Origin of the sequence: Mesorhizobium sp. M1329 (assembly GCF_040318035.1) — a bacterium.
GTDB lineage: Bacteria > Pseudomonadota > Alphaproteobacteria > Rhizobiales > Rhizobiaceae > Mesorhizobium.
On the sequence record NZ_JAMYLN010000042.1, the window covers coordinates 16,873 to 33,649 of the forward strand.

20 protein-coding genes are annotated in these 16,777 nt (G+C 61.5%); 10 read left to right on the forward strand and 10 right to left on the reverse strand.

Translation table 11 applies throughout. The features are described from left to right. The first annotated feature begins 13 nt into the window (after positions 1 to 13). On the forward strand, positions 14 to 619 hold the full coding sequence (locus NKH21_RS29065; RefSeq protein ID WP_352669844.1) for an amidohydrolase family protein: 606 nt from the start codon (positions 14 to 16) through the stop codon (positions 617 to 619). Between the two features lie 211 nt (positions 620 to 830). On the opposite strand, the gene NKH21_RS29070 is transcribed toward NKH21_RS29065, so the two are convergent. The 8 genes from NKH21_RS29070 to NKH21_RS29105 form a co-directional block, all read right to left on the reverse strand. Continuing rightward, complete coding sequence (locus NKH21_RS29070; RefSeq protein WP_352669744.1) at positions 831 to 1,202, reverse strand: helix-turn-helix transcriptional regulator; 372 nt, start codon at positions 1,200 to 1,202, stop codon at positions 831 to 833. A 674-nt stretch (positions 1,203 to 1,876) separates the two neighbouring features. Continuing rightward, the gene (locus NKH21_RS29075) at positions 1,877 to 2,128 is read right to left on the reverse strand and encodes a hypothetical protein (protein ID WP_352669747.1); all 252 of its coding nucleotides are present in this window, start codon (positions 2,126 to 2,128) and stop codon (positions 1,877 to 1,879) included. A gap of 41 nt (positions 2,129 to 2,169) precedes the next feature. Continuing rightward, positions 2,170 to 2,706: an RNA polymerase sigma factor gene (locus NKH21_RS29080; protein ID WP_352669750.1), complete on the reverse strand. Its 537-nt coding sequence runs from the start codon at positions 2,704 to 2,706 to the stop codon at positions 2,170 to 2,172. A gap of 9 nt (positions 2,707 to 2,715) precedes the next feature. Further along, positions 2,716 to 2,946 carry a YgaP family membrane protein gene (locus NKH21_RS29085; RefSeq protein ID WP_352869274.1) on the reverse strand — a complete coding sequence of 77 codons (231 nt, stop codon included), beginning with the start codon at positions 2,944 to 2,946 and terminating at the stop codon, positions 2,716 to 2,718. A gap of 482 nt (positions 2,947 to 3,428) precedes the next feature. Continuing rightward, a complete protein-coding gene (locus NKH21_RS29090; RefSeq protein WP_352669756.1) occupies positions 3,429 to 3,974 on the reverse strand; it encodes a dihydrofolate reductase family protein in 546 nt (181 codons plus the stop codon). A gap of 103 nt (positions 3,975 to 4,077) precedes the next feature. After that, positions 4,078 to 4,500, reverse strand: a complete 423-nt coding sequence (locus tag NKH21_RS29095) for a dihydrofolate reductase family protein (RefSeq protein ID WP_352669759.1) — start codon at positions 4,498 to 4,500, stop codon at positions 4,078 to 4,080. Further along, positions 4,418 to 4,714: a dihydrofolate reductase family protein gene (locus NKH21_RS29100; protein ID WP_352669761.1), complete on the reverse strand. Its 297-nt coding sequence runs from the start codon at positions 4,712 to 4,714 to the stop codon at positions 4,418 to 4,420. Before NKH21_RS29100 ends, NKH21_RS29095 begins: the two co-directional genes overlap by 83 nt. A gap of 231 nt (positions 4,715 to 4,945) precedes the next feature. Then, on the reverse strand, positions 4,946 to 6,781 hold the full coding sequence (locus NKH21_RS29105; RefSeq protein WP_352669764.1) for a N,N-dimethylformamidase beta subunit family domain-containing protein: 1,836 nt from the start codon (positions 6,779 to 6,781) through the stop codon (positions 4,946 to 4,948). A 422-nt stretch (positions 6,782 to 7,203) separates the two neighbouring features. On the opposite strand from NKH21_RS29105, the gene NKH21_RS29110 reads away from it, so the two are divergent. The 9 genes from NKH21_RS29110 (at position 7,204) to NKH21_RS29150 (ending at position 16,045) form a co-directional block, all read left to right on the forward strand. Continuing rightward, complete coding sequence (locus NKH21_RS29110; protein WP_352669765.1) at positions 7,204 to 7,977, forward strand: SDR family NAD(P)-dependent oxidoreductase; 774 nt, start codon at positions 7,204 to 7,206, stop codon at positions 7,975 to 7,977. Between the two features lie 80 nt (positions 7,978 to 8,057). Further along, positions 8,058 to 9,380 (forward strand): histidinol dehydrogenase, encoded by a 1,323-nt coding sequence (hisD, locus tag NKH21_RS29115; RefSeq protein ID WP_352669768.1) that lies wholly within the window; start codon positions 8,058 to 8,060, stop codon positions 9,378 to 9,380. A gap of 15 nt (positions 9,381 to 9,395) precedes the next feature. Beyond that, positions 9,396 to 10,418: a zinc-dependent alcohol dehydrogenase gene (locus tag NKH21_RS29120; RefSeq protein ID WP_352869280.1), complete on the forward strand. Its 1,023-nt coding sequence runs from the start codon at positions 9,396 to 9,398 to the stop codon at positions 10,416 to 10,418. Between the two features lie 31 nt (positions 10,419 to 10,449). Continuing rightward, the gene (gene hutC / locus NKH21_RS29125; RefSeq protein WP_352669772.1) at positions 10,450 to 11,181 is read left to right on the forward strand and encodes a histidine utilization transcriptional repressor HutC; all 732 of its coding nucleotides are present in this window, start codon (positions 10,450 to 10,452) and stop codon (positions 11,179 to 11,181) included. 222 nt (positions 11,182 to 11,403) lie between these two features. Then, positions 11,404 to 12,408, forward strand: a complete 1,005-nt coding sequence (locus NKH21_RS29130; protein WP_502903471.1) for an ABC transporter substrate-binding protein — start codon at positions 11,404 to 11,406, stop codon at positions 12,406 to 12,408. 154 nt (positions 12,409 to 12,562) lie between these two features. Continuing rightward, positions 12,563 to 13,303, forward strand: coding sequence for an ABC transporter permease (locus NKH21_RS29135; RefSeq protein WP_352869303.1), 741 nt, complete (start codon positions 12,563 to 12,565; stop codon positions 13,301 to 13,303). Between the two features lie 10 nt (positions 13,304 to 13,313). Then, positions 13,314 to 14,096 (forward strand): ABC transporter ATP-binding protein, encoded by a 783-nt coding sequence (locus NKH21_RS29140; protein ID WP_352669777.1) that lies wholly within the window; start codon positions 13,314 to 13,316, stop codon positions 14,094 to 14,096. Positions 14,097 to 14,300: 204 nt separating this feature from the next. Beyond that, positions 14,301 to 14,702, forward strand: a complete 402-nt coding sequence (locus tag NKH21_RS29145) for a YciI family protein (protein ID WP_352669780.1) — start codon at positions 14,301 to 14,303, stop codon at positions 14,700 to 14,702. A gap of 86 nt (positions 14,703 to 14,788) precedes the next feature. Further along, positions 14,789 to 16,045, forward strand: a complete 1,257-nt coding sequence (locus tag NKH21_RS29150; RefSeq protein ID WP_352669783.1) for an RNA polymerase sigma factor — start codon at positions 14,789 to 14,791, stop codon at positions 16,043 to 16,045. An 87-nt stretch (positions 16,046 to 16,132) separates the two neighbouring features. On the opposite strand, the gene NKH21_RS29155 is transcribed toward NKH21_RS29150, so the two are convergent. Together NKH21_RS29155 and NKH21_RS29160 are read right to left on the reverse strand one after the other, a co-directional pair. Further along, the gene (locus NKH21_RS29155) at positions 16,133 to 16,540 is read right to left on the reverse strand and encodes a PIN domain-containing protein (protein ID WP_352669785.1); all 408 of its coding nucleotides are present in this window, start codon (positions 16,538 to 16,540) and stop codon (positions 16,133 to 16,135) included. Continuing rightward, on the reverse strand, positions 16,530 to 16,760 hold the full coding sequence (locus NKH21_RS29160) for an AbrB/MazE/SpoVT family DNA-binding domain-containing protein (protein ID WP_023676182.1): 231 nt from the start codon (positions 16,758 to 16,760) through the stop codon (positions 16,530 to 16,532). Before NKH21_RS29160 ends, NKH21_RS29155 begins: the two co-directional genes overlap by 11 nt. Between the last annotated feature and the right edge of the window lie 17 nt (positions 16,761 to 16,777).

A 16,777-nucleotide genomic window follows, 5' to 3' on the forward strand; every position in this document is an offset into this window, starting at 1 on the left:
GATCGCGGGCGTCATTGGCTGGGTAGACCTCGTAAGACCTGACGCGACGGAGCGTTTGGGCTGGCTGACATCGCAGCCTGAAGTTGTCGGGATGCGAAACTGGGCAATGACGCGCTCTGATCCGCTTTGGTTGGCGAGCGCAGATTTAGATGATGGCTTTGCCGCATTGGCAGCCAGCCGCCTGACCTATGATGCATTGGTCAATTCGAGCAATCTACGAGCGTTGCGCGACCGGCTCGCGAGGACACCTGGACTGCGCGTCTGCATTGATCACTTCGCATACCCCCGCCCGGATTGGCCGCATGGTGGCCGCGAGGAGCAGGACTGGATCGGGCACCTGTCAGCGCTCGCTGCGGAAGGCTGTACCATCAAGCTCTCCGGTTTCGGCCACAAGGTAGACGGCCGGTGGCAACCCCACCTCTTCAGCCGCTATGTCGACATTGTGCTGGACGTGTTCGGCCCTGAGCAAACCATGTGGGCATCGAACTGGCCCACAGTGCTCACAGAGTGCAGTTTTCGCGATTGGTACGACGCCTCTCGCGACTGGACGGCAGGATTGAGTGTAGATGAACATGGGCAGCTCTTCGGCGGAACGGCGCGCAGTTTCTATGGCGTGTGACTAGACGCGCTGCCGTCGCCGAGCCCGCTTAGCTAGCGGAATCGGCCAGTAACTCCTCGAGCCCACCCACAAAGTGGACGTTTGCCGACATCGGCCTGCCCCAAACAAATCTTTGCGGTCCGTTCCGGATGGGCTCTCGGGTCTGAGGACGCTCTCACCACAGCTAGCGTTGGAAGCGCGTTAACACTGCGGTAGCCTCCAATTGCTCCGACTAGACGTCTGCCTCCTGCGCTTTCATCGGTCGCGTCTTCCGCTGACGGACATCCGGGCCAAGAGCAACCTTCGCGCGTCCGGCGAGAGAGGTCTGTCGGCGCTGTTCGAGCCACGCCTCCACCTCTTCCAGATCCCACACCACGCAACGGGGCGTAAGATTGAAGCGGCGTGGGAATTCGCCTCGTTTCTCCATCTCATAGATATTGCTGTCGGCGAGCGGGACTATCAATCTGAGTTCATGCCGCCTGATGGTTCGCGGCAGGCCGGTTAACACCGTTGCGGGACCGGCGTAGTCCACGGGACCGCTGTCCTCATCCTCTTGATATGGCATCATCAGGATGCGCACCCGCCTTGGTTTCTTCGAAGTCATGTCTATCCTCGTTCTGTAGTAGGAAGGAGGACAGGTACCGGGCTCGCGTTGGCGGGGTCGCAAAGAAGCTTTCACGGGGTAGGGCATCGTTCCAAGGGGCGGGCAGGGTGATACAAAGTCTCGAAGAATAGACTTCAGGATCCGAGCTTTCATTATCGTGCCCCGAACCCGCCTCGCAGCGGTCAGGGTCTGTGCCGTGGGCGACCCGGTGGCAGCCGTCCCGAGATCGTGATGAGCTTGGGTGACGGTACTTTCGGAGGCGGGTTATGCTGCCCGCAGGGCGACGTGAGGGGCATAAATCGTCCGACCGGTCCCGATAGTTGGTGAAAGGTCAGAAATATTTTTGTGGTGATTTTCCCTTTAATATCAATACCGTAGCTTTTTAGCGGCCCCTGTGTCGGTTTTTCAGGCCGAAAACAAGAAAAAACCCAGCTAGATCAATCGTCGTAGCCCGAATGCGGTTCTGGGTGCGGCCCTGACGGCCGAGGCGCTCGCGAAACGTTTCGGACTTGATCCGAAAATGATCGGACGTCCCTCGCCCCTGTTTTTACTCCGCCACACTGGCCTGCTTTTGCTCCGCCGTTGACGACAAATGTTTTGCTCATGGGAATTTTCTTGTCAGTTGGATAGTCAATCATGACATTCAACACGCTGCGATCGTTACTGATGGTCATTCACGGTGCCGCATGGTGGCGTTTGAACTTACGGTAGGTTGTCTCGACGAGACCGATCGTCCAGCAGATGGGGCAACCGCGAAAAGCCACCATCGATACGCCAGCCAGGGCCAGCGAATAAAATGGATGTGGCCCAGAGATCGATATCGCGTAACTCAGAGCGCTGATGCCGACAATACCGCGGACCAGATGTTCGACAAGACCATTGCTGGCGAACATTGTCTTGGGCGAGGCGGTAGATGACAGGTTCATGGGTTCACAGAAATTTATCTCTCCAATTCATAGTGGTTCAATCAATCCAAGAGGTATTCACGTAGCAGGGCCCGGCTACGGTGCAGTCGACCCTTGATGCTCTCGCGGGTGAGGTTCAGTGAAGCGGCGACCTCGTCGATCGTCATCTCTTCGATATCGCGCAGTATGATCACCTCGCGGTAGTGTTCGGGCAGGGATTGGATCGCGCGTGAAAGGTCAAGCCGGAGTTCGTCCTGCGACAAACGTGCCAGGCGGTCCTCGTTGGCCGGATTCAGCAACGCGTCGTCCAGATTGTCCGGCTTTCCCATCGCGCGCATTGCCATGCGCAAACATTCGCGGCGTACCACGGCCAGCAGCCAGCCCGATATCGAGCCCAGTGCGCGCAGCGTTCCGACGCGGCGGTACAGTAGCCACAATGTCTCCTGCACCACGTCGTCAACGTCGTCGGAAGCGCTGCAGCTGCGCCGCGCATAGCGCCGAATGTCTCGCTGTGCGAGGTCCAGCAAAGCCAAGATGGCTTGCTTGTCGCCATTGCGCGCGTCGTCAACCAGAGCCAGGTCATACTTCGGCGTGTGCATGCGGCTGTCCTACTTCGCAGTGTCGAGGCAGCGGTTCGCGGCATCCAAGCGGCGGCCCGCCATGGCACACATGGGACAAAAACCGATGAAGCCGGTGAGCAGTGTGCTGGCGCCGACGCCAGCAATCGCATAGCCGATCATAAGCTCACTTAAGCCCAGCAAGCCGCAGGCGATCATAGCCAAACCGGCAACGACACGAACCGCGCGTTCCCATCCAGGTACATTCTTGACATAAAGCACGGTAAACCCTCCAAAGTTGCAAGCGCAACGGCACGCTCGAAAGGTAAGAGGGCTGGGAATGCAGTTTCGGTTCGCGTCGTTCTAAAAACATTTCAACTTAGCTGGAGCCACTTGCAATCAAAACGGGCCGCGAATTGCCGAATGCCAGCTAGTCATTTGCCTGCCGAGCGACATAGTGCAAGAATCCGGCGAATTTACCGTCCACGCCTTGCTCGAAGGCTGGTACAGCCACGTTGCCCCCATGATCACGGAGCAAAATACGCTGCGAGGCAATGCGGCCTTCGAGTCCGTACGACACAGCTCACCGACTATGCTGCCTTCGACAGGTTCAGTCGCGCGGTCGTAGCCATGGTTCGCGCTGGCCCGGAGGCATTGCGCGGAAAAAATTTGCGCTGCTAGATCAATACGTTACCATGACCGGAAATCATAGAGTGGGAGTGAGCTCAAATTCGGTCCGACGAACGTTAGGGTGTCGGTTGTGATCAGGCGGGAACGTACGCCAACCTGATCGCGTCCTCGCCAACCCGGTCGCTGGCCACCAGACGCAGCGGTGGCCGGGGGCCGGCGAAGAATGGCTTACCGCGACCAAGCACGATGGGACGGAAGTAGAGCCGGTACTCATCGATAAGGCCAAGCTCGGTCAGACTACCCGCCAGCTCCGGTCCGGCGACATCGATCTCGCCCTCGTGTTCGGCTTTAAGCGCCCTAACGAACCCTTTGAGATCGTCGTCCACCAGCGTCGCGTTCGGCCCGACCGACTTCAGGGTGCGAGAGACGACCCATTTCGGCTGCGCCCGCCAGGCCGCCGCAAAATCGCGCCCGACCTGGTCCTGTCCCGGCTGATCCTCGTCCCAATAGCGCATTACCTCGTACATGCGCCGGCCGTAGAGGCTGCCGGCGATCCCGCGCACATGGGCGTTGAAGTGGCGATGGAGCGCCTCGCCCGGCATCGGCAGCCCGGGCCCGCCCTCGGCGCCAGCGACATAGCCGTCGAGCGACTGCATCATTCCGAACACGAGCTTCGCCATGCACAGCCTCCTATCGGTCGACGACGATCCGAAGGGATCGCATTCATTCATACGTTGCCCATTACTTCGTCGGTTCGTTGGTTGCACACATTCTCTGACGTGTTCACGTTGGCCGGTAAATCTGCGCCACCGCGCCCCCCGGGAAGGCTTTCGAGCTCACCAGCTTGAGAGACATCGGCGCGGCGAGGTCGGAGAACAGTGGCAGGCCTTTGCCCAGCGCCACGGGGGCCACCAACAGGGCGAGCTGGTCGACCAATCCCTGGGCGACGAGACTGCGGGCGAAGCTCACTCCGCCGTGCGCGATGATCGGCTTGCCCTCCTGGGCTTTCAGCTTCGCGACTTCCTCCGCCAGGTCACCGCTCGCCACATAGGCCTCCGCCCAACTTTCACCACCGGGCTGCAACTTCGCCGGCTGTCCGGTTCCCGCGTTGACGGCGCGCGCCTCATCCAGCGCCGCCGTCGTGTTCCCGTTCTTCAGGAACTCCGGTCCCTGTCGTGAGAAGACGGCTTTGGGGATCTGGTTCATCGGCGCCGCGAACTGGTCGGTGGAGGTTCGGCCACCAGGCGGCCATGTCACGGAAGCTGCGGCTGCCCATGATGTGCAGGCTCGAGTTCCATATGAATTCTACGCCCCAGGCCTTCGCCTCTTGATCGGCGCCGAACATCCATGTGTTTCGGCCATCCAGGTCACTCACGAAGCCGTCGATCGAGATGGACATCTTCAAGATCAGGTCTCTCATCGCTTCTTCCTTGCGCGGGTGAGACCCAAGGACGGGCCAGATCGGTCAGATCCGACAATTCGTTGCGGGATAGTCCTACAATGCTTGCGCGCCGCCGAAGAAGGGATACCGAGCTTGCCTCGCCGGCGAGGGTGTCGTTGATGCCGCGCCAAATTCTGGTTCAGCGCCGTTCGTCAAAGCAGCGCACATGAAGGTTGCGGCTGAGGTCTTTCTGTAACGGCACCAATCAGCTTACTGATTTTCTCGGCCGGGTTCTCCTTTCGTAGCGCCGAGGCGGTTAAGCAGATTGAGCGTGATCCTGCCGACGTCGTTCATGGCGCCTGTAGATGGCAGCGCGCCGCACCAGGCAACCGAGCTTGCCGAAAAGATCAAGCCGCCTGCTGCGAGCTTTCGCAGGGTCATTTCGGCGCAGCGGCGGGCGATGCGTTGGGTATCCCCACCCTCATACCAGCGCGTCGGATCCTGGAAGAAGCTGTCGGGAAATCCGGTCGCACGCGCGATCACGACGGTGTCAGCGGACGTGCCGAGAGCTGGATCCGTCGCATCCACTTCGTAGCCCGCGGCACCGCCCAGCACGATGCCGTCGGTGCCGAAGGTTGCATTTTCAACGCCTTCGAACAGCCATGCGCATCCTGCTTCATGGCTTTCCTCAGTGCGCGTGAAGGGGTGCGCGCCTTCGAAGCCCATCAGTGAGATCGCGCCGCCGATCAGCGAGAATTCGCCTCGGCCGCGGGAGCGGAGATAGCCGCCTGGTTCGTTGGTGATCGACAGCGCCTGTTCGGCGACCGGGCCATCCCAGGTACGGCCTGCCTCCAGCGGCGAGCGCCGCAGCTCCATCAGGTCATCCTTGAAAGCCACAGTGGCAGCGAAGCCGTTTCCGCCGAGATAGGCGAGGCTGCCGCCTTCGGCCACAAACTGCCGCAGTGCCTGCTCCATCTCGATCGACATATATTCGGGGTGACTGCCGGTGACGACGGCCTGATGTCGACGCAGACCGTCTATGCCGCATTCGTGCAAATCGTGATCTGTCATGACGTCAAACACGATTCCATTGTCGTGGCAGAATCGGAGGAAGTGCAGATCGACCGGCAAATTGTGTGGGCAGCCGCAGAGCGGATAATCGTAATCGTCCCTGAGCGTCACTTTCGGCTTTTTGTAGGAGCAGATGGAAACACCGCTGAGGTCGGAATGGTAGTCGTAAAGAGATTTCAGATTGTTGGCGATCGCGAAGCGATGTCCCCGGTCGTCGCCTTTCCATTCATAAAGATGGTCGGGGAGATATTCGTCCGCATAGGCGAGATAGGTGGCCGTCGGCACGAGATACAACAGCGGCGACGAAACCTGTGAAGAGGTGACGAAGAACACCACGCGTTCGTAGCCTCCCTCCCATTCGATCTGGAACGCGTAGACGCCTGGGTGTGCGTTTTCAGGGATCGTCACGCGGTGCGATGCCGGCCACTCAAGCGGGCCGATGTCGTCGTCGTGGCAATGGATAGCGTCGTAGTGCGACGGCACCAAGCGAGGCTCGAAGCTCGATCCGTCCCAGCGTGCCGAAGTCACGCAGAAGGCTGGCTGATTGATCACATCTAGGAGCAGCGGATCTGCTCCGCCCGACGACAGGATCGGCGGCGTTCGCAACAGCGTCGGGAAATCCCAGGCAACAGTCCCCTGTGGGGTGTCGAGCCGGATCGCGGCAAATTTCGCGTTGAGGGTAGGTTCGTGGTGGGTGGCACTTGCGCCGAAATGGATGCCGCGCGCCTGGAGGTTCCGTAGAGGGCCGCCAAAACCTTCATGGAGTTCGTAAGGCGCGAGAAGATCATGGGATTTGATGCGCAGACGCGATTGTTCCTGCCGCAGATCCAACTCGACAGTGAGCCACACACCAGTTGGCGCCTTCCTCTCGACAAAGGTTTCGCCGCCGATTTCCACGACAAGTGCGCCGTCGCGGAGGCGCAGCCCGAGGGCGCCTGCCTCCAAGATTGTGCGCGCACTTTCGTTGCGCGTGAGGAACAGGTCAAAACATATGCCGTGGAGGGCTTGTACTTTGGCCAGTTCGCCGGCTCGCACGAACAGGAACGACCCCTGGTCGAAATGCCGACGCTGTGCTTCACCTATCGTTTCGATGGGCCAGGCGAGAAATTCCGGAGCCGGCTTGTCGAGCCGGCAAATTCGTGCGGCCTTTATCGGCCGATCGCATGACAGGCTGAGGCTGATCCGCTGGCCTGCTTTGGCACTCCAGGGGCTTGTATAGCCAACCACGCTCATCGCGTCGTGGTCTACTGCGCGCTTCATCTATCCCTCCCGATGAACTCCAGATGGGCTGTGGCGAACCACATAGACCGGTCGATGTCGGCCAGTGCGCTGCCGTGCCGACAAGCAAAGTTCCGCATGGCGCACTACAGCCATGATGTACATGCTTGTATAGATAAGCTGCATTCGGATAGTCTCGACGCGATCGGTTCAGGCGCGACATTAGCAAGGAGGATGACATGCGCAACGCATCTCTCTTCGATCTGTCAGGCAGGAAGGCGCTTGTAACCGGCGCAAGCCGCGGCATCGGGCGCAGCATCGCCGAGGCGATCAGCGCGGCTGGCGCCGACGTCGCGGTCACGGCGCGCAGCGTCGCCTCGCTCGAGGAGACGATGGCCGCAATCCGCACTGCCGGCGGGGTCGCGCATGCCATCGCCCTGGACGTCACCGATGTCGGCCGCTGCCGGGCGGCGACAGCCGAGGCCGGCAGCCTGCTCGGAGGTCTCGATATTCTCGTCAACAATGCAGGTACGGAAGAGGTCCGGCCTTCGCTCGATGTCGACGAGGCCTTGTGGGACAGGATTGTCGATACGAATCTCAAAGGCGCCTTCTTCTGCGCCCAAGCCGCCGCGCGGCAGATGAGAGACGCCGGACGGCCCGGCGTCATTATCAATCTCTGCTCGCTGACCTCCGAGGTCGGGGTTCCCACAGCGGTGCCGTACGGCTCGTCGAAATCAGGCCTCCTCGGCATGACGCGGGCGCTTGCGGCGGAGTGGGCCGATCTTGGGATCCGGGTCAACGCCATTGCGCCTGGCTATTTCAGGACAGCGATGACAGACGTGTTCTACAGCAACGAGGCATGGCAGCAATCGATGCTCGCCAAGATTCCCCAGCGCCGCTTTGGTGATCTCTCGGACCTGCACGGAATCGCGGTGTTCCTCGCTTCGGATGCGGCAGCCTACATAACCGGCCAGTCCATTCCCGTGGATGGAGGCTTTCTCGCATCGATTTGAAAGCTTCAGGGGCTGGAGACGTGTCCCAGAAGTGATCGACAAGCGCTAATCGTAATTGCGTTCTAAGAAAAGGAGCCGCCATGTCTGACGTCAGCTTCCACCGCCTGTCATCCCTCGGTGTCGATCAGCGGGCCAGTTTACTGAAACGCGCCGAAGGAGACCTGTCTTCCTTCATCGAAAAGGTCCGTCCAATCATCCAGGCCGTCAAGGATGAAGGTGACGCGGCGCTGCTCCGGTTTGCACGCGAACTCGACAAAGCCGATGTTGCCGACGGTGGACTGAAAGTTTCGGAAGCGGAGTTCGACGCGGCATTCGACAAGGTCGACAAGGATGTCGTGGAGAGTATCCGGTTCGGCATCGAGAATATCCGGCATTTCCACGAGGAGCAGCGCCCGGAAACGATGTGGCTCAAGGAAGTTCGGCCAGGCGCCTATGCGGGCGACCGATACACACCGATCGCTTCGGTCGCGCTTTATGTTCCGCGCGGCAAAGGCGCGTTCCCTTCGGTGACGATGATGACGTCGGTTCCGGCGGTGATTGCCGGGGTTCCCCAGATCGCGATCGTGACGCCTGCGACTTCGGACGGTTCCGTCGACGCGGCAACGCTGGTTGCTGCCCGCCTCGCCGGCGTGGAGACCGTGTACAAGTGCGGCGGCGCCCATGCGGTCGCCGCTGTTGCTTATGGAACCGAGACCGTGAAGCCTGCCGTCAAGATCGTCGGGCCGGGGAGCCCGTGGGTGGTGGCGGCAAAGAGCGTGTTGTCCCCGATCATCAACACAGGTCTCCCCGCCGGTCCGTCCGAAGCGATCATTTTTGCCGATGACAGCGTCGACGGCGGCCTGGCTGCTCTTGACCTGTTGATCGAGGCCGAGCACGGGCCGGATTCCTCGGCCTATCTGGTGACGCACAGCCGCAAGGTCGCCGAAGCCGCGTTGATTGCGATACCGGAACACTGGTCCCGGATGAGCGAACAGCGTGTGGAGTTCTCACGCGCGGTGCTGACTGGAAAGCGCGGCGGCATCGTGCTGACCGAGTCGCTGGAGGACAGCTACCGCTTCATCAACGACTATGCGCCGGAGCACCTCGAGATTCTGTCAACCGAGCCATTTGCGCATCTCGGACGTATCACAGAGGCCGCCGAGATCCTCATGGGACCGCACACGCCGGTGACCCTCGCCAACTTCGTCCTCGGACCCAATGCGGTGCTGCCGACCAGTCGGTGGGCGCGAACCTTTGGGCCGCTTTCCGTGACGGATTTCGTCAAGAGATCGTCGGTCGGCTATGTGACCTCGGCGGCCTATCCGGAACTCGCCCTGCATGCCCGCAGGCTCGCCCGCTACGAAGGGTTCAGCTCGCATGAGAACGCGGTTTCGGAGATCCGCGATCGCTATCTCGCCGGCTGAGCGGAAACGATGACGATGAGGGCGGCGCGACTCCATGGACCCGGCGACCTGCGCGTCGAGGATATCGCCGCGCCGGGCGCTCCCGAGCCAGGCTGGGTGAAGCTGAGGGTCGATGCCGCAGGCATTTGCGGTTCCGATCTCCACAACTTCCGCACTGGCCAATGGATAAGCCGGTCGCCTTCGACGGCTGGCCATGAGCTGACAGGCACGCTGATCGCCATCGGCGAGGGCGTGGACACCGTCGCTCTTGGCGACCGAGTGGTCGCCGATTCCCGTTTCTGGTGTGGAGAGTGCGCGCAATGCCATGCAGGCAGGCGGCATCTCTGCACGTCGCTGGGCTTCGTCGGCGAGATATGCGACGGCGGATTTGCCGAACAGGCGGTCCTGCCCGCGCGCCTCTTGCATACCATCGATGCCGCGCTTGACGAACGGGTCGCGGCGATGGCCGAGCCGCTGGCTGTAGCGTTGCACGCAGTGCGGCGTCTGCCGAAAACGGCCGGCTCCGTTCTTGTCGTCGGCTGCGGGACTATCGGCGGGCTTGCCGCACTGCTGCTTTCCAGGACATTCGCAGGTACCGTGCTCGTCGCCGATCGCAACCCCGGCCGATGCGCCCGCGTGGCACGGGTGACCGGCGCCAGCATCGTCGACTTGAATCGGGACGCCATTGCCGCCGCCACCGCGGATGCCCCCTTGCTCGCTGCCGTCGAAGCGACCGGCAGCGTCGCAGCACTCAGCCAGTTGCTCGGCGTTCTCGATGCCGGCGGCAGCGTTGCGATGGTCGGCATATTCCATGGCCGCCTCGATATCGATCCCAACATCCTGGTTGAACGCGAAATAGCGTTGCTGGGATGCCACGCATTTGCCGATGAGCTTCCCGACGCCATTCGGATGCTCGGCGAATTGACCGAGCCCATGGTCGAACTGATCGACCGCGAGATCGGCCTGGATGATGTCCCCGCAGCCTATGAGCGGCTGTTGGCGGGGCAGGGCGATGGCTTGAAAACAATCATCCGGATGCGGTCTGCCGGGCGCGTGTGATTTCCGAACCTTGCCGGAAAGGATTTTTGAAATGATCACTTTGCCCGACACCGCCAGCCCTCTTTACGAGAAGGTCAAGGACTATATCCTGACGAACATCGGATCGGGGCGATGGAGCAAGGACCGCAAGCTGCCGTCCGAAAATGAATTCGTGGCGACACTCGGCGTGTCTCGGATGACGGTCCATCGTGCCTTGCGGGAGTTGACCTCTGCGGGTTTTCTGATCCGGCTCCAGGGCGTCGGCACATTCATCGCGCCACCTCGACCGCAATCCGCACTGATCGAGATCAACAACATCGCGGCGGAAATTGTCGCGCGGGGAAACAGGCATCGTTCCGAGGTTATCGTGCTCGAAAAGATCACGCCGACAAAGGAGCTCGCGCTTTCGTTCGAGTTCGCAAAGCGCGTGTCGGTCTATCATTCCATCGTCGTCAACTTCGAGAACGACCTGCCTGTGCAACTGGAAGAGCGCTTCGTCAACCCGGGCCTGATACCCGACTATGACAAGCAGGACTTTTCCAGGACAGCGACCTACGACTACCTCATGCAGAAAACCCCGGTGACGGAGGTCGAGCACATCATCTCGGCGACTCCTGCCGATGCCGAGACGGCACGGTATCTGGGCATCGATGTCGGCAGCTGCTGCCTGTTTCTGCATCGCCGGACATGGACGGGCGCCGTCGTTGCCACGATCAGCAAGCTGACTTACGTTGGCAGCCGCTACTCGCTTGGCAGTCGATATTCTCCATCCAAAAAAACCTGATCGCAGTGAAGCGAATCAGAGTCGCAAGGAGGGGTCTAACTTGTATATGCATGTATGTATTTAGCCTTGACATCCGCTGTTGCTGACGTTGAAGTGTCGTCGCACTTTCGTTGAACGGACAGCTAAGATGCCGAGGCACGGTGCCGCAAGAGCAGAAGCCCGCATTCTCACCAGGCCGGATGTTTGGTTCAAAAAAGCGGCCTGATCATCAAGGGGAACAAGATGATACGTAACCTAGCAGGACAATTTCGGGCACTCGTCATGGCTGCTGCCGTCGGGTTTGCCCCGGCCGCCTACGCGGCCGACGCGACAATTCCGGCGACGCCTGAGGCAGGAACATTCAAGATCGGCATCGAGCCATGGCTTGGCTACGGCCAGTGGCACGTCGCCGAAGCCAAGGGCCTGTTCAAGGCAAGCGGGCTGTCCGACGTACAGATCGTGAACTTCGCCGAGGACAAGGACATCAACGCCGCCCTGGCCAGCGGCCAGCTCGATGCCGCCAACATCGCGACCCACACGGCTATGGGCATGGTTGCGGCCGGCCTGCCGGTGAAGATCGTACTTCTGCTCGACGTCAGCATGACGGCAGACGCCATGATCGCCGGCAAGGACGTCGCCTCCGTCGCCGACCTCAAGGGCAAACAGGTCGCTTTCGAGGAAGGCACGACGAGCGACATCCTGCTCAAATACGCGCTCGCCAAGAACGGCATGTCCATCGCCGATGTCCAGCCGGTTCCAATGCCGGCGGCGGATGCCGGCAGTGCGTTGATCGCCGGCCAGGTCCCGGTCGCGGTGACCTATGAGCCCTATCTCACCGCGGCCAGGGCACAGAACAAGGACGTCAAGCTGCTCTTCACCGCAGGCGAAGATCCCGGCCTGATCAGCGACGTGTTCGTGGTGCGCGATGAGGTGATCAAGTCGCGTCCCGGCCAGGTGCTTGCCATGATCAAGACCTGGGATGCGGCCCTGAAGGCATACAATGCCGACACGCCCGACGGCCGGGCGATCATCTCCAAGGCGGTCGGTTCGAGCGTCGAAGACCTCAACACCGCCTTTGATGGCGTGCGTTACTATACTCTCGCCGAAAACAAGGATGCGCTGACGGGCGAGTTTTCCACCAAGACATTCGCCGATGTCGAGGCAGCCGCCAAGAACGCCGGGCTGCTTCAGGCGGACGTGACGCCGGAGCAGATGATCGACCCGTCATTCGTCAAGGCCGCGAAATGACGAGGGCCGGCTCGCGGTGGTGACGCAAATGTCCGAGCAGCGTGCGACCAAGCCACGCCCGTCCCACGCCGCGCGGGGGCGGGTGATCAAACCGCCTATCCGCGGTCCCCGACCCTCCGGGATCGGCGCGCCCATCGCACGCTCGCGCTTCCTGATGATAGCGGTGGCCGTCTTTGCCGGCCTCGGCCTCGCCTGGTGGGCGGCAACGGGGCTGGGGCTGGTAAAGCCGATTTTCCTGCCCTCGCCGGGAAGCGTGGTGACCCAGCTCGGCAAGCTCTCAGGTGACGGCACGCTGTGGCTGGATCTCAGGACCTCGATATACCGTATTTCTGTTGGCTTCCTCATCGCCTCGGCATTGGCGATTCCGATTGGCGTGCTGATCGGCAGCTTCAGGACCTGGGAAGCGGCGATCGAGCCGCTTGTGGATTTCATCCGCTACATGCCGGTGGTCGCTTTCGTGCCCCTCTCCATCCTGTGGTCGGGGACCGGCGATGCCCAGAAGTTCCTCATCATCTTCATCGGCACCTTCTTCCAGCAGGTGCTGATGATCATGGACAATGTAAAACGGGTTCCCGCTGATTTCATCGGCCTTGGCAGGACGCTCGGCCTGCCGGATCGCAAGATCCTGACGCGCATCGTGGTTCCCAGCGCCTTGCCAGGCATCTGGGACACGTTGCGCATCAGTCTCGGCTGGGCATGGACCTGGCTGGTGTTGGCGGAACTTGTCGCGGCGACATCAGGCCTCGGCTACCGCATCACCGTGTCCCAGCGTTATTTCCAGACAAACACCATCATCGGCTACATCCTGCTGCTGGGCGTGCTTGGCCTCATCACCGACCAGGTCATGAAGGCACTGGGAAAAGTGCTGTTCCGGCAGGAGGGCCACGTGGAATGAGGCCGGGCCGATGAGTTTGCCCAAACTGCGGATCGGGGGTCTCCACAAGAGCTTCGGCACGGGCGCGCGGCGCACGGAAGTGCTGCGCGATATCAATCTCGATCTTGCCGACAACGAGTTCGTCTCGCTGGTGGGCACGTCGGGCTGCGGCAAGAGCACGCTGCTGTCGATCGTTGCCGGACTGCAGGATTTCGACGCGGGAGATCTTGCCATCGATGGTGCGCCGATCCTGCAGCCGGGCCTCGACCGCGGCGTCGTCTTCCAGTCCTACACCCTGCTTCCCTGGCTGACGGCGCAGCAGAATATCGAGTTCGCGCTCAAGGCCGCGGGTCATGATCGCGCGACCTGCCGCAGGATAGCGCGCGAGCATCTCGATTTGGTCAAGCTCCCGCACAGCGCCAATCGCTATCCGTCTGAGCTTTCTGGCGGCATGAAGCAACGGGTGGCCATAGCGCGTGCTCTTTCCTATCGACCCAAAATGCTTCTGATGGACGAGCCCTTTGGCGCGCTCGATGCCTTGACCAGGCATCAGATGCAGGAACTCCTGACGCAGATCTGGGAGGAGCACAGGCTCACCGTGCTCTTCGTCACCCATGATGTGGAAGAAGCCGTCTACCTGTCGGACCGCATCGTCGTGATGGGGATCGGGCCGGGACGCATCATGCAGACCTTCAATGTCGACATTGAGCGCCCGCGCCGGGAAGAGGTCATGGAAACCCCAGCCTTCATGGATTTGCAGCGCAGCGTGCACAAGGCGATCCGCGAGGCCTCAAAACGTCCCGAAATGGTTTAGGCGGGCCACTCAACTACTTACAATCGGCGACCAGCGTTGCGCCCAATCCCGATATCGCGCCATCGCGATCCCCGACCAGAGGAGCGGCCGTCGGCGTCTTTCTCCTCAACTTCGAAAAAAATTTGCAGGACAATGTCGATTTCCTAAACTCCGTTCGTCGTTTCGATGCCGGCCGGTGAGGCCGGCTCAACAAGGAGACAGACAATGCGTGTGATGGTGCTCGTGAAGGCTACCGAGGACAGCGAAAAGGGCTTTGTCCCCACGCCCGAGGCGAAGAAGGCGATGGAGGCGATGGGCAGGTTTAACGACGAGCTGCGCAATGCCGGTATCTTGCTCGACGCTGACGGCCTCAAGCCCTCCTCGCAGGGCAAGCGCGTTGCGTTCGATGGTCCACGCCGGACGGTCATCGACGGACCTTTCGCCGAGACCCGCGAACTGGTCGCCGGCTTTTGGCTCTGGGAAGTCAAGGACATGGACGAGGCGGTCGCCTGGGTGAAGCGCTGCCCCAATCCCATGCCGGGACCGAGCGAGATTGAGATCCGGCCGTTGTACGAGATGGCTGATTGGCAATGGGAATCTGACGCCGGAGGTCACGGAAATCCATGACCGGACGCGCGAGAAGCTCAGCGCCAACTGAACCTGTCGGCCGCAACCTGTTTTGCCTTCGTTATGGCTTTGGCCGATAAGGCAGCATGACGGCAGGCGAGACGCAGCAGGCGATCGAGGCGATTTTTCGCATTGAACGGGCCCGGCTCATCGCAGGCCTGGCTCGCCTCGTGCGTAATGTCGATCTTGCAGAGGAACTGGTGCAGGACGCCCTCGTCATAGCCCTGTCCGAATGGTCCAGGACCGGCGTTCCGGCCAATCCCGGCGCTTGGCTGATGACAGTCGCCAAACACCGCGCCATCGACGCGATCCGTCGCGACAAGATGCGCGAGCGCAAGCATGAGGAGATCGCGCGGGAGCTGGACGGCGAGTGCGGCGGTACGGCCGAGGGAAACGAAATGGCCACGAACGACGATCTTGGCGACGAGCTGCTGGGCCTCATCTTCACAGCCTGCCACCCCATACTTTCCGCCGACGCCCGCGCGGCGCTCACGTTGCGCGTCATCGGCGGCCTGACGACGGACGAGATCGCCCGTGCTTTCCTGTCGAGCGAGGTGACGATCGCCCAGCGCATCGTCCGCGCGAAGAGGACGATCGGAAAGGCCGGGCTCAGCTTCGAGGTGCCGCGCGGCGCCGAGCGTGCGGCGCGTCTGTCCTCGGTGCTGGAGGTCATCTATCTCATCTTCAACGAAGGCTATGCTGCCACGGCAGGCGACGACCTTGTCCGGCCGGGCCTGTGCCTGGAGGCACAACGGCTGGGCCGCATGCTGGCGGGGCTGATGGCCGAGGATGCCGAGGTGTTCGGCCTGCTGGCTCTCATGGAAATCCAGGCATCGCGCCTGCCGGCACGCATCGGGCCGGACGGCGCCCTCTTGACCCTGACCGAGCAAAACCGCGCGCGCTGGGACCAGCTACTGATCCGCCGGGGCCTTGACGCGCTGGCACGTGCCGAAGCCCTCGGGGGCGATGGCCCCTATGTGTTGCAGGCCGCGCTTGCAGCCTGTCACGCGCGGGCGCGCAGTTCGGGCGATACCGATTGGCCCCGCATCGCAGCGCTCTATGACCGGCTGCGTGCAGTGATGCCCTCGCCGGTGGTCGATCTCAATCGGGCGATCGCCCACAGCATGGCTTTCGGGCCCGAAGCGGGCCTGCGGCTGGTAGACGAGATTGCCGACGCCGCCGCCTTGCGCAATTATGCGCCATTGCCGGCGGCGAGGGGCGATTTTCTGTTTCGGGCCGGCCGGCTGGCCGAGGCCCGCGCCGAATTCGAGGCTGCGGCCAAGCTCACCCGCAACGTACGCGAAGCGGCCTTTCTCCTCGCCCGCGCAGACGCTTGTGGTTGACAGCATCGCTCTCCGTGCTGGACGCGCCGCCCGGCAACATCGAAAGCCGCCAGTTCGCTCCCGGCCAGCCCCCTTCAATGAGCGTGATCAGCTCGCAACGCGAAAGGGATTAACGATGCGCAAGCCTTCGTCGAGCGCCATTCCGTGCTGCATGTCCTCCGACCAAAGTGTGTCGCAGCCAGCGTGAACCGCCGCGGAGGCGATCATCGCGTCATAGGTGGAAAGGCCGTACCGCTCGGCGAGCCTCAATCCTGTTTCGTGCGTCTCGAGCGTGAGCGGATGAACCGTCAACAGGCCGCGCAGCATGGTCAGCAGCGCATGTGTGTCGTCCCATGACATTTGCATCTTCCGACGCGCGACATTGGTGAGTTCGTTGAGAACCTGCACGCTGATCGCCCCGCCAGTAGCGATGACCGCCTCGGCCCGATCCGCCTTCGCCGTATCGTCTGACGCGATGTAAAGAAGGACATTGGTATCGAAAAAACTAACGGGCATTTGCCTCGTCTCGATCGAATTTGAAGTCAGCGGGAAGCCGACCGCGGAAGGCGCGGAGACGCTTCAGCAACTCTTCGCGCCCGGGCTTTCGCGCGACGCCAAGCTGGCGGGCGTCAGCGACATGGATTTCGATCTCATCGCCTTCCCTGAGTTCAAGCGCTTCGACCACAGCGGCGGGAAGGCGGACCGCAAGACTGTTTCCCCATTTGGCGACCTGCATGCCACTTCCTCCATTAG

Coding starts and splice junctions, on each gene's coding strand:
- NKH21_RS29100 (WP_352669761.1), bottom strand. CDS start 4,714: ATGAGAGACCTGATCTTGAAGATGTCCATCTCGATCGACGGCTTCGTG.
- NKH21_RS29145 (WP_352669780.1), top strand. CDS start 14,301: ATGCGTGTGATGGTGCTCGTGAAGGCTACCGAGGACAGCGAAAAGGGC.
- NKH21_RS29135 (WP_352869303.1), top strand. CDS start 12,563: ATGATAGCGGTGGCCGTCTTTGCCGGCCTCGGCCTCGCCTGGTGGGCG.
- NKH21_RS29075 (WP_352669747.1), bottom strand. CDS start 2,128: ATGAACCTGTCATCTACCGCCTCGCCCAAGACAATGTTCGCCAGCAAT.
- NKH21_RS29160 (WP_023676182.1), bottom strand. CDS start 16,760: ATGCAGGTCGCCAAATGGGGAAACAGTCTTGCGGTCCGCCTTCCCGCC.
- NKH21_RS29130 (WP_502903471.1), top strand. CDS start 11,404: ATGATACGTAACCTAGCAGGACAATTTCGGGCACTCGTCATGGCTGCT.
- hutC (WP_352669772.1), top strand. CDS start 10,450: ATGATCACTTTGCCCGACACCGCCAGCCCTCTTTACGAGAAGGTCAAG.
- NKH21_RS29155 (WP_352669785.1), bottom strand. CDS start 16,540: ATGCCCGTTAGTTTTTTCGATACCAATGTCCTTCTTTACATCGCGTCA.
- NKH21_RS29140 (WP_352669777.1), top strand. CDS start 13,314: ATGAGTTTGCCCAAACTGCGGATCGGGGGTCTCCACAAGAGCTTCGGC.
- NKH21_RS29150 (WP_352669783.1), top strand. CDS start 14,789: ATGACGGCAGGCGAGACGCAGCAGGCGATCGAGGCGATTTTTCGCATT.
- NKH21_RS29110 (WP_352669765.1), top strand. CDS start 7,204: ATGCGCAACGCATCTCTCTTCGATCTGTCAGGCAGGAAGGCGCTTGTA.
- NKH21_RS29070 (WP_352669744.1), bottom strand. CDS start 1,202: ATGACTTCGAAGAAACCAAGGCGGGTGCGCATCCTGATGATGCCATAT.
- NKH21_RS29120 (WP_352869280.1), top strand. CDS start 9,396: ATGAGGGCGGCGCGACTCCATGGACCCGGCGACCTGCGCGTCGAGGAT.
- NKH21_RS29080 (WP_352669750.1), bottom strand. CDS start 2,706: ATGCACACGCCGAAGTATGACCTGGCTCTGGTTGACGACGCGCGCAAT.
- NKH21_RS29095 (WP_352669759.1), bottom strand. CDS start 4,500: ATGAACCAGATCCCCAAAGCCGTCTTCTCACGACAGGGACCGGAGTTC.
- hisD (WP_352669768.1), top strand. CDS start 8,058: ATGTCTGACGTCAGCTTCCACCGCCTGTCATCCCTCGGTGTCGATCAG.
- NKH21_RS29090 (WP_352669756.1), bottom strand. CDS start 3,974: ATGGCGAAGCTCGTGTTCGGAATGATGCAGTCGCTCGACGGCTATGTC.